The 12,622-nt window shown below is 43.0% G+C and carries 5 protein-coding genes and 1 rRNA gene; 4 read left to right on the forward strand and 2 right to left on the reverse strand.

The annotated features are described in order from the left end of the window. Window positions 1–25: 25 nt before the first annotated feature. The 3 genes from rrf to FLP08_RS15135 all read left to right on the forward strand — a co-directional run bounded on the left by rrf (window position 26) and on the right by FLP08_RS15135 (window position 3,698). Window positions 26–136 (forward strand): 5S ribosomal RNA (gene rrf / locus FLP08_RS15125). A gap of 278 nt (window positions 137–414) precedes the next feature. Beyond that, complete coding sequence (pta, locus tag FLP08_RS15130; protein WP_156277980.1) at window positions 415–2,508, forward strand: phosphate acetyltransferase; 2,094 nt, start codon at window positions 415–417, stop codon at window positions 2,506–2,508. 5 nt (window positions 2,509–2,513) lie between these two features. Continuing rightward, window positions 2,514–3,698: an acetate/propionate family kinase gene (locus FLP08_RS15135; protein ID WP_156277982.1), complete on the forward strand. Its 1,185-nt coding sequence runs from the start codon at window positions 2,514–2,516 to the stop codon at window positions 3,696–3,698. 67 nt (window positions 3,699–3,765) lie between these two features. Here the strand turns inward: FLP08_RS15135 and FLP08_RS15140 are convergent, their stop codons facing one another. Together FLP08_RS15140 and gltB are read right to left on the reverse strand one after the other, a co-directional pair. Further along, window positions 3,766–5,226 carry a glutamate synthase subunit beta gene (locus FLP08_RS15140; protein ID WP_156277984.1) on the reverse strand — a complete coding sequence of 487 codons (1,461 nt, stop codon included), beginning with the start codon at window positions 5,224–5,226 and terminating at the stop codon, window positions 3,766–3,768. A gap of 4 nt (window positions 5,227–5,230) precedes the next feature. Then, window positions 5,231–9,754, reverse strand: coding sequence for a glutamate synthase large subunit (gene gltB / locus FLP08_RS15145; RefSeq protein WP_156277986.1), 4,524 nt, complete (start codon window positions 9,752–9,754; stop codon window positions 5,231–5,233). 617 nt (window positions 9,755–10,371) lie between these two features. Here gltB and FLP08_RS15150 point away from each other — a divergent pair. Then, a partial coding sequence (locus FLP08_RS15150) for a hypothetical protein (RefSeq protein WP_156277988.1) occupies window positions 10,372–12,622 on the forward strand: 2,251 nt, incomplete at its 3' end.

Consider the following 12,622-nt stretch of genomic DNA (forward strand, 5'->3'; position numbering starts at 1 on the left):
AGCTCGAAGCTTATAACTAACCTTTTAAGGTGGCTATAGCAACGGGGCTCACCTCTTCCCATTCCGAACAGAGTAGTTAAGCCCGTTAGCGCAGATGGTACTGCTATCATTGTGGGAGAGTATGTCGCCGCCTTCTTCTTGAAAACCCTTTATCTCAACAGATAAAGGGTTTTTTTATGCTTTAAAGTGAAATCTTTTTTAAAGACTTCTCAATACTATTTTGGCTGTAGAAAAAGAATGGATGCCTTTATTTAAAAGACTAACGCATTATTTCTTTTCATTTTTACCCCTCTTTTATATTCTTCAAAATCATTTTCGTCTTAAGATGATTCCTGTCATGTTTCACATCTTTTAAGGATTGCTTAAAAGTCTTGTTCTTGAATAAGCTTTATTTTTGCCATACAATTTATCCGTATGAACAAAGGAATCTATATTGCCACGCTGGAATCCCATAGTGGTAAATCCATGATCAGTTTAGGACTGATGCGTACCCTTCTTGGTAAAATGATGAAAGTAGGTTACTTCCGGCCTATTATTAACGATACACCTAGCGGCGAGAGGGATAATCATATCGATACCATATTAAGTTACTTTAAATTAAATATTTCCTATGAAGATACTTTTGCCTTCACCCGAAGTGAAGTGATCAATAAAAGGAACCAGGGAAAGGCGGGCGAGGTAATAGACACCATTATTTCGAAATATAAAAAGCTGGAAGAAGATTTTGATTTTATCCTTGTGGAGGGTAGCGACTTTTCAGGAGAAGGGAATGTTTTCGAATTCGATGTAAATACCGTAATCGCGAAAAATTTAGGCATTCCGGTGATTATTGTGGTAAGCGGACAAAATAAGACCTGGGAACAATTACTCGGAAATCAGCAAATGGCCTACCGGGCTTTTAAGGATAAAGAGGTCCAGGTGATCGCGATGGTGAGCAATAAGATCTTTGAAGAAAACCTGGAGCCGGCGAAGAAGAATATGCGTGAGATTTTGCCGGAGGATGTAGGTGTGTTTGCGATCCCGTTAATTCCTACCCTGGATAATCCTACTTTAAAGGAAATCGTAAAAGCCCTGGATGGAAAGGTCTTGTTCGGAGGAGATTTTCTTAATAATCAAAGCGGAAGTTTTGGAGTAGGAGCCATGCAACTGCGTAATTATCTCACCACCTTAAAGGATGAAAGTCTAGTGATTACTCCCGGGGATCGGGCAGATATCATTCTGGGTGCTTTACAGGCAAATATCTCCAGTAATTATCCAAGGATCTCCGGAATAATACTTACCGGAGGTTTAACTCCCGAAGAATCGATTCTAAAGCTAATAGAAGGATTATCAGATATTGTACCTATAATATCAGTTCAGGAAGGAACATTTCATGTGACAAATAAGGTGGGCGATATTAAATCGAATATTTATGCCGATAGTATCCAGAAGATCCAGACTACTATCAGCACCTTTGAACGTTACGTATCCTTCGATTCGCTGGTTGAAAAACTTATCGATTATAAGCCCCAGGGAATTACCCCGAGGATGTTTCAGTATGGATTGATCCAGCGTGCCAGGAAAAGCAAAAAACATATTGTTCTGCCCGAAGGAACTGATGAACGTATCTTGACCGCTGCCAAACGTCTTATCGACATGAACTTGGTAGATCTCACTTTGCTTGGAGATATTGAGGTTATCAAAAAGACTGTGGCCAAAATCCAGCTGGACCTGGATTTTTCAAGGATCAATATAATCGATCCTGCTAAATCCATCCATTTTGAGGATTATGCGGAAACCTTCTACTCTCTTAGAAAACATAAGGGCGTTAATATGGATATGGCCCGCGACCGGATGAACGATGTTTCCTATTACGGTACCATGATGATCTATAAAGGTCATGCAGACGGGATGGTTTCGGGAGCCGCCCATACCACACAGCATACTATATTACCGGCCCTTCAGTTTATTAAGACCAAACCAAAAGTTTCAGTGGTTTCATCTGTATTTTTTATGTGCCTGGAAGATCGGGTTTCTGTTTTCGGGGATTGTGCGATCAACCCGAATCCTACCGCCGAAGAGCTTGCTGAAATCACCATATCTTCAGCAGAAAGTGCTATTGCTTTTGGAATTGAACCAAAGATCGCGATGCTTTCCTATTCTTCCGGGACATCCGGAAAGGGAGAAGATGTGGATAGAGTTCGCGAAGCTACTGCTTTGGTCAAGCAAAGGCGACCAGATCTGAAAGTGGAAGGACCTATTCAATACGATGCGGCCGTAGACCTTAGTGTTGGAAAAAGTAAATTACCAGATTCAGAAGTTGCCGGACAGGCTAATGTTTTGATCTTTCCAGATTTGAATACAGGGAACAATACCTATAAAGCGGTTCAGAGGGAAACAGGTGCTCTGGCGATTGGGCCAATGCTTCAGGGTCTCAATAAACCGGTAAACGATCTTAGCCGTGGATGTACCGTTGCCGATATTTATAATACTGTAATTTTAACAGCCATCCAGGCGCAAGGAATCTAAAATTTATGAAAAACATTCTAATCATCAACTCCGGGAGTTCTTCTTTGAAATTTCAGCTAATCCAAATGCCTTCTGAAAAAGTGCTGGCTTCTGGGATGGTAGAGCGAATAGGACTGGACAATTCCAGGCTTCATTATAAGGCCCAAGATCAACTAACCGAAGAATTGGAGATCAGAGACCATTCCGAAGCTTTAAAAGTTATTACTGATCATTTAAGGCATCCTCAAACCGGAGTGATCAAACAAAAAGAAGAAATCGCCGCGGTTGGTCATCGCGTGGTTCACGGTGGAGATGTTTTTTCAGAAACGATCAGGATCAATGAACAGGTAAAAGAAAAAATTCAAGAATACTTTTCTTTAGCCCCTCTGCATAATCCGGCCAATTTAAAAGGAATTGAAGTTTCGGAAAAGCTATTCCCAGCAGCCGAACAAATCGCTGTTTTTGATACATCCTTCCATAGAAGTATACCTCGAAAAGCTGCCCAGTATGCAATTCCGAATGAGCTCTATGAAAAGAATCATATTCAGCTATATGGTTTCCACGGAACCAGTCATAAATTTGTCTCTAAAAAAGCCATCGAGAGATTTAATAAGGAAAACTCCAAGATTATCAGTATTCACCTTGGCAATGGATGTAGTATAACCGCAATTAAAGATGGGAAAAGTTTGGATCATTCCCTTGGTTTTGCACCGGTGAACGGATTGATCATGGGAACCCGGAGTGGGGATATCGACCAGTCGGTTATATTTTATCTTATAGATGAACTTGGATATACTTCACAGGAAGTGAGCGATCTATTACATAAGGAAAGCGGGATGTATGGTCTTACCGGATACAGCGACCTCAGAGATATAGAGGAGAAAGCTGCTGCTGGTGATAAAAAATGTCAGCTGGCACTGGATATGAACGCATACCGAATCAAAAAATATATCGGAGCTTATATCGCCGCGATGAATGGGGCGGACGCCCTGGTCTTCACTGCCGGAATAGGCGAAAACAGTGATGTGATTAGAAGCCTGGTATGTAAGGATATGGATTTTTTCGGAATCGAATTGGATGAGGAAAAGAATAAGAACCGAGACAAAAAATTAAGAGAGATCCAAACCGGAGACTCCAGGGTAAAGATTTTTGTGATCCCAACCAATGAAGAACTTGAAATTGCCCAGCAAAGTTTCGAATTGATCTCTTAAGCCTATAATCTATCCTAAAATTAAAAAGCCGCTCTCAGCGGCTTTTTAATTAATGTTTTTTATGGTATCAAGGCGTAGGAAGATCTCCCTCTCCTTTAATGGGAAGTTTAGAACTACCCATCAAAAATTTGTCCACATGATGTGCTGCTTCGCGTCCCTCAGAAATCGCCCACACAATTAATGACTGACCTCTTCGCATGTCGCCAGCTACAAAAATGTTCTTTACATTGGTACTATAATCTTTCTCTCCTTTAATATTGCTTCTTGAATCCAGTTCAAGTCCCAGTTTTTCACTTAGAGTTTTTTCAGGTCCGGTGAATCCAAGGGATAATAAAGCCAGATCACATGGCCACTCTTTTTCGGTGTTAGGCACTTCTTTTAGTTCCGGTCTCTGGCCAGGTCTTCGAACCCATTCTACCTGTACGGTTTTCAGGCCTTTCAGATTTCCGTTTTCATCCTTAATGAATTCCTTGGTCTGTATGCTCCAGTTACGCTCTACTCCTTCTTCATGCGAAGAACTGGTTTTTAAGGTAAATGGCCAGTAAGGCCAGGGATTCTCTAACGTCCTGGATTCTGGTGGTACTGGCAGGATCTCGAAATTCGTAACTGAATTTGCACCGTGACGGTTGGAGGTGCCCACACAATCTGAGCCTGTATCTCCACCTCCAATAACGATCACATCTTTGCCATGTGCGTTCAGGCGGTCTTCCACTTTATGAAGGCCATCTACAGCCTCATTATTATGTTTTAGAAATTCCATTGCCTGTACAACGTCCTCAGCATCTGAGCCTGGAATAGACAGATCTCTCTTTGCCGTTGCCCCACCGGCGAGTACGATAGCATCAAAATTTTGGAGGTCCTCCACCGGGTAGTTCTTACCAACTTCGGTATTGGTCTTAAAGTTGATCCCTTCGGCATCCATGATCTCAAGCCTACGGTCTATAATGTGTTTTTCCATTTTAAAATCTGGAATCCCATATCGTAATAATCCGCCTATCTTGGCATCCCTTTCAAAAACTGTCACATGGTGACCTGCCCTGTTCAGCTGCTGTGCTGCCGCAAGTCCTGCCGGCCCCGATCCAATCACCGCCACTTTTTTATCGGTTCTGTGTGCGGGCGGTTCAGGCTTGATCCAGCCTTCTTTAAAGCCTCGCTCCACAATATACTTCTCTATCATTTCTATGGCCACAGGCGGCTCTATGATGCCTAATACACAGGCAGACTCACAAGGAGCCGGACATAACCTACCGGTGAATTCCGGAAAGTTGTTCGTAGCATGTAAGATCTTCAAAGCCTTTTGCCACTCATTTCTATACACAGCGTCATTGAAATCTGGAATAAGATTGCCTAGCGGGCAGCCGCTGTGGCAAAACGGAATTCCGCAATCCATGCATCTGCCCCCCTGTTTTTTCAATTCTTCTGTGGAAAGTTCTTTATGAAATTCCTTATAATTCTGAACCCTTTCTTCGGGTTTTATATTCTCTTCTTCCTTGCGATCGTATTCTAAAAATCCTCGTAATTCTCCCATGTTCTTATACTGTCTTTAGATCTGCTTCTTCTTTTGTTTCTTTTTCTTCTTCCAGCTTCTGAAGGGCCTTTTTATATTCTGTAGGCATGACCTTGATGAATTTGGTAGCATTTTCTTCCCAGTTATCCAGGATCTCCTTGGCCACTTCACTTTCGGTATATTGATAATGATTTACAATAAGCTCTTCCAGTTCTTTCAGGTTTTCTTCCGAAGCCTCTTCAAATTCTATCATTTCCATATTGAAATTATTCCTGTCTACCTCGTTCTTCGGGTCGAAGATATACGCCGTTCCGCCGCTCATTCCGGCAGCAAAATTTCGCCCTATCTTTCCAAGGATCACGGCGACACCTCCGGTCATATACTCACAACCGTGGTCACCAATCCCTTCGATGACGGCTTTTGCACCCGAATTTCGTACACAGAATCGTTCACCGCCTATCCCGTTGATGTAGGCTTCACCTCGAATAGCGCCGTACAAAGCAACATTTCCTATGATGATGTTCTCATTAGATTTAAAGGTCGCCTCCCTGGGCTTCCTGATGGAAAGTATGGCTCCTGAAAGTCCCTTTCCGAAGTAATCGTTAGAATTACCTTCAATGTTCATGTTTATTCCCTTGGTGGCAAAAGCACCAAAACTCTGACCGGCAGATCCGGTAAAATTTAGGGTTAGGGTATTTTTAGGCAATCCTGTCGCCCCATGCATTTTGGAGATCTCGTTACTAATGATCGTACCGGTAGTACGGTTGGTATTGCTAATAGGGTAACTCAGGGTAACCGGCTCTTTTCTATAGATCGCCGGGTGCGCCTGTCTCAGGATCTCAAAATCAAGAACGCCTTCTATATTATGTAATTGTTTTTCGGTATTCGAAAGAGGTACCTCTTTCTTCAGGTCCGGTTTATAAAGAATGTTTGAAAGGTCGATTCCCTGGGCCTTATAATGTTTGATGGCCCTGTTCATGTCCAGTTTCTGGCTTTGTCCCACCATTTCGTTCATCGTCCTGAAACCTAACTGCGCCATGATTTCCCTTAGTTCCTGAGCAATGAAATACATGAAATTGATCACATTCTCTGGCGTGCCTTTAAAGTTCTTTCTTAATTCAGGGTCCTGGGTGGCAATTCCTACCGGGCAGGTATTAAGATGGCAGGCACGCATCATGATGCATCCCGTAGCCACCAGCGGTGCTGTGGAGAAACCGAATTCTTCGGCTCCTAACAGGCAGGCGATCGCAACGTCGCGTCCGGTCTTAAGCTGACCGTCACATTCTACCACGATCCTGCTTCTAAGATTGTTCAGTAACAAGGTTTGCTGGGTTTCGGCAATTCCAAGTTCCCAGGGTAAACCAGCGTGTCTAAGGGAGGTGAGGGGAGAAGCCCCGGTACCACCGTCGTATCCTGAAATTAAAACCACATCTGCCTTGGCTTTGGCAACTCCCGCAGCAATGGTTCCCACTCCAACTTTCGAAACCAGTTTTACGTTGATCCTGGCCTCGCGGTTAGCGTTTTTAAGATCGAAGATGAGCTGTGCCAGGTCTTCGATAGAGTAAATGTCATGGTGTGGTGGCGGCGAGATCAACCCAACATAAGGAGTGGAGTTTCTTGTTTTGGCAATGGCCGGGTTCACCTTGGCTCCGGGTAACTGACCACCCTCACCGGGTTTCGCCCCCTGGGCCATTTTTATCTGTATCTCCCGGGCATTAGTTAGATAGTCTATGGAAACCCCAAAGCGACCAGAAGCCACCTGCTTGATAGCTGAATTTCGCCAGTTTCCATTGATATCCTTTTGGAAACGATCTTCATCTTCACCTCCTTCACCCGAATTGCTTTTTCCCTTGATCCTGTTCATTGCGATGGCCAGGTTCTCATGTGCTTCCTTACTTATGGATCCGAAAGACATGGCCCCGGTTTTAAATCTTTTAACGATCTCGGTCCAGGGTTCTACTTCATCTAACGGAATTGGATTTAGCTCCTTGAATTTGAACATTCCCCTAAGGGTCATCAGGTTTTCTGTCTGTTCATTTATGATCCTGGAGTATTCGGTATAAGTTTCATATGAATTCTGCTTAACGGCCTGCTGTAATTTGGCTACACTGGCGGGATTAAATACGTGCCTTTCCCCATTCCTTCTCCAGCGGTAATCCCCGCCCATTTCCAGATCGAGATCTGTTTCGGTCTCTGGTGGGAAAAATGCATGTTTGTATCTTTTCTGAATTTCCTTTTCTATTTCATACAAGCCAATACCTTCAATTCTGGTGGGGGTATTGCAGAAATACTTGTTCACGAATTTCTTGTTAAGACCAAGGATCTCGAAGATCTGTGAACCTCTATAGGAAAGCAGGGTAGAGATACCGATCTTGTTCATTATCTTGACGATCCCTTTACCAATGGCCACGTTAAAATTCTCTACGGCCACTTCGGGATCTTCTACATCTATCTCTTTTCGGTCAACCAGGTCATAGATCACTTCATTTACCATATAGGGATTGATCGCACTTGCACCATAACCGAAAAGCGCTGCAAAATGATGTGGTTCCCGGGGTTCGGCAGATTCAATGACAATTCCGAAGGAAGACCTGCGATTATGATCTTTTGCTCTGTGGTGTACGAACGAACAGGCCAGCAGGGAAGGAATTGGAGCCAGTTTAGGGTTCACATTCCTGTCTGAAAGTATAATGATATTGCAGCCATCATCCACGGCCTCCTTAATTTCGGAGATCATTTCCTCTAGCCGGTCTTCCAGGCCATTCATTCCCTTATCGGCTTCATATAGTATGGAGATGGATTTAGCCTTGAACCCAGGGTAATCTATGTATTTTATCTTGTCGAGATCTTCGTTGGAGATCACCGGGTTTTGTATTTTCAGCTTGCGGCACTGTTCCGGTACTATCTCAAAAAGATTGATGTCTTCTCCAATGGAAAGACTGATATCGGTCACTATTTCTTCACGGATCCCATCCAGGGGCGGATTGGTCACCTGTGCAAATAGCTGCTTGAAATAATTGAACAGCAACTGTGGTTTGTCTGAAAGTACCGCAAGGGGAATATCCGTTCCCATAGATCCTATGGCTTCCTTGGCTTTCGAGGCCATGGGAGAAATGATCGTGGTGATATCCTCGTAGGTATACCCGAACAATTTCAGCCGGGTGATATATGGAATATTTTCCACCGGGGTCTTATTTCCGGTATAGGGAACCTTGGCCAGTGGCAGCAGGTTATCATTCAGCCATTCCTGGTAAGGCCTTTCTGAAATGATCTTTTCCTTTACTTCTTCATCTTCGATAATTCGTCCTTCTATCATATCTACCAGGAACATTCTTCCTGGTTCCAATCTCCCATGTTTTAATACGTTTTCAGGCTTGATGTCCAGGACTCCGGTTTCAGAAGACATGACTACATAACCATCCTTGGTAACGGTATATCTCGAGGGTCTCAGGCCGTTCCTGTCGAGCAGGGCGCCAATATAATTTCCATCGGTGAATGGGATAGAGGCCGGGCCATCCCAGGGTTCCATGATACAGGCATTGTATTCATAAAATGCCTTTTTCTTCTCTTTCATGGATGGGTTCTTTTCCCAGGCTTCCGGCACCATCATCATGATAGCTTCGGGCAGGGACCTCCCGGTTTGTAAAAGGATCTCCAGGGCCATGTCCATGGAAGCGGAATCAGAATTTCCTTCCATGGTAATAGGAAGTATTTTTTTGATATCCTCGCCGAAAATGTCGCTCTCAAAAAGTTCTTCCCGGGCCCTCATCCGGCTTAAATTTCCGCGAAGCGTATTAATCTCCCCGTTATGACACATGTACCTGAACGGCTGCGCCAGGTCCCAGGTGGGGAAGGTATTGGTAGAAAACCTTTGATGCACCAGTGCAAGTTTGGTGATAAGGTCTGGATCGTTCAGGTCCTTATAATAGTCATTGATATCCTGTGGCATCAAAAGCCCTTTATATATAATGGTATTGGTGGACAGGCTCGAAAAATAAAAGTAATCGCTCTGGGCCAGGCCAGAATTCTCGATGCTGTGTTCAGCGATCTTGCGGGCCGTATAAAGTTTGGAATTGAATTTATGTTCTTCCAGTTTTTCGGGACGGTTTACAAAGACCTGCTCAATGGCAGGTTCAACCCTGCTGGCCATCTTTCCAAGACAGGCATGGTTAACCGGTACTTTACGCCAGCCCAGGATCTCCAGCTGCTGGTTTTTGATCTCTTCTTCGAAAGTCTTTCGGCAAAGCTCGGCCTGGTTTTTATTCTTCGGAAGAAAGACCATTCCTACAGCATACTCCCTGAAGCCGGGAAGGTCAAATTCACAGACTTTTTTGAAGAAATCATGGGGGACTTCTATTAAGATCCCCGCTCCATCGCCGGTCTTTCCGTCGGCACTTACCGCACCCCGGTGTTCCAGGCGAATAAGGATATCTATGGCATTATGTATTATCTGGTTACTTCGTTTTCCTTTTAGATTGCAAATAAATCCTGCGCCGCAATTATCGCGCTCATTAAGAGGGGAGTAGAGCCCCTGTTCTTTCATTTTCATATGTCTTCCTTCTGAATTATTCTTTTAAAGTTAAAGAAAAGAGAAGGAAAGTGGAAAGGATTAAAGAGCTTTGCCTGAAGTTTTTAAGCATTGATAATTAGAGGCATTTTAATTGAGAAAATGATAATTTTTATCCTTCAAATTAGGAATAAGTTAAGGTATTCCCGCATCTAATTGAGCTACTGGGGGCATTCCCCTAATTTTGGATTTCTGTAACATTTACTCGTTGAGGTTTAAAATTTTATGTTAATTTTAGGTTGTTGAAAATCAAGGATTTGAACTCTGTGTAATTGTTATTGAAAATCATTTCTGAATAAACCTGGTTTATAAATTCCTGATTTTTATTAAACCTGAGGTCTAACAATAGATCTTCTTTATTGTAGACCAACAGATTTTTTCCGGTAGAGAATTTTTACCGGAGCATTACCCCCAAAATCTTCAAATTTATTCCCCCCGATTAGATATTTAAAGTATTTGATTTTTCCCTGGCTAATATTAGCGCAGGTTTATTACACCCCCCTTCGTAAGATTTTTTAGATCCACTTTTTGTTTTAGATCGCCCGATCTGCTTTTGAGGTTAAGCCTTGCTATTGGTGCTAACCTTAAAATTTTATATTATGAAAGAAAGTACTTTTAAAAAATTCACGATTGGATACACGTGTTATTGTTTATCGTGGATTTTTGGTAAGAAAAGGACTTTAGTGCAAGGGATGGGTAAATCTCTGGCACTATTGATTATGTTAGGAAGCTTCCTTGCTTCAGCACAGAACAGCCAGATTACGCTAGGCACAACGGTGAAAGCTAATTTTGGAATTGATGCCGATGTACAGGCAGATGTTCTAAGTTTCTACACTGCACCACCTATGGGAGGATTTGATCCTTTTGGAACCGATGACTGGTTCGACGAAATTTTTCCTAATGCCACTTCTCCTAATCTTGGTTCAAATGTTATCAGAACTTCCGGGTTTGATGCGGATGGAAACCCTATGGCTCCCATTATTGCTGATCTTAAAGCCGGGGCTAACATTGAAGCTGAATTCAGGATGTCCCGGGATTTGTATTCCCTGGATTCACGTACTGACATTTTATGGATTGACGCGGTTTATTTTCGGGATCAAAGATCTAACCGGGGGAATACAGATAATACAGTATTTGACCAGTCGATCAACAAGAACTTCAATAACCCTTTAACCTGGACCCTTAAAGCGGGAAGTGTACCTTCCAAAAATGATATTATCGATGTCTATGGGCACATTCGCAGGGATAAAAGTCCAGATGATGAATTCGCGATCGTAGGTGCTTCTACCTTGAGTGATGACGGTACCAGTTATGTGGATTTTGAGTATTACCGAGCCGATATTCAGCTGGCATCAAATGGGTCTACTATAGAATTGGTAAATCCAGCAGATGCCGCAAATGTTAACTGTGGTCATACCACTTACAAATTTGATCCCGCCACAGGAAAGGTAACCCAACATGGGGATATCATCCTTTCCTTTAACTATACCGGTGGAGGAAAAATTGCCGATGTACGGCTTTTTGTTTGGGTAGACCGAAGGGATTTCCAAGGAGCTCCCTTTACAAGTTTTAGCGATTTTAATACCAAATCGCAGATACCTTTTATTTTTGGTGATGGGAATAACAACTTCCCCTTCTTTTACTGCGATAATTCTTCAGCCAATAATTATGGTTATGCCAGGATTTCAAGAAACCCGAATTTAGAGCGGGCTTTATTTGCGCAGGTGAATGAAGCTGGTCCTGTTGCGGCACCACCATGGGGGACTATTAGTGAAAGGAACAAGGTAGTTAATCAATACGCAACGGAAAATTTCGCGGAACTTGCTCTAAATGCAACAACTTTTGGTTTTGACACACGTACCACAGGAGGTGAATGTCAAAGTCCCCTTGGAAGTGTACTGGTGAAAACTCGTTCTTCAGATTCGTTTACCGCATCTTTAAAAGATTTTGCGGGTCCTTTTGAATTAGGTAATACACCGGAATTCGAAGTGGAAGTATCTGGGAATATGTATGAATGTTTTGAGGAGTCTACGACCCTCATTGCCACAGTTAATCCAGAGGCTGATCCTCCCTCAAGGACCTATACCTATCAATGGTATATATTCGAGGAAGGTTATCCAGATAATTCAGATGATGGCGTAGACACAGAGGACTGGAAACCAATCCAGAATGCGACAAATTCACAATTACCTGGAGCAACTGACGGAAATTCTTATCGTGTTTATGCAACCGTAACGATTTTTGATACTCCTGGTTGTACGTTTGCTTCAGATCCTGTTGATGTAACCCAAAAACCTTTTGAAGGAACCTTAACAGCAGACTGTCCTGACAGTGTAACTAAAGATGCCTGTACAGATCAGGCAACCATAGATTCAGAATTCGCTACCTGGAAAGCAAGTTTCGGGTATACCGATAGTGGCGATGGAGGAAATGTTACGGTTACTTATTTAGTGAATGATGTACCGGTTACCGAAGAGGAATTCAATGCGGTAAGCGCACCAGACGAGTGTGATGGTGGAAGTGTTAAGTTAGGAATTAGTGTTAGTGATGAATGTGGTAATTCAGATAGCTGTTCGGCTACTTTTGCAACAACAGCTTCTACTCAGGTAGATGTAGCCGGTCCTGCCGATGTATCGCAAGAGGCTTGTTTCTATGCAGATGATGCTACTTTACAGTCGGCATATAGTGCTTGGTTGGCAGAGTTCGTTACTCTTGAGAAAGGTTGTGGAGAAGAAGGAAGTTTCACTTCAACACCACCAGCTGCCGATATGAGCATTTGTACCAGTGGCTCAATTTCGTTGACCTATGGAGCCGATGACGGTTGTACTTCCGATCAGGTAAGTGCCACTT

Origin of the sequence: Christiangramia aestuarii, from assembly GCF_009735585.1 — a bacterium.
Classification (GTDB): domain Bacteria; phylum Bacteroidota; class Bacteroidia; order Flavobacteriales; family Flavobacteriaceae; genus Christiangramia; species Christiangramia aestuarii.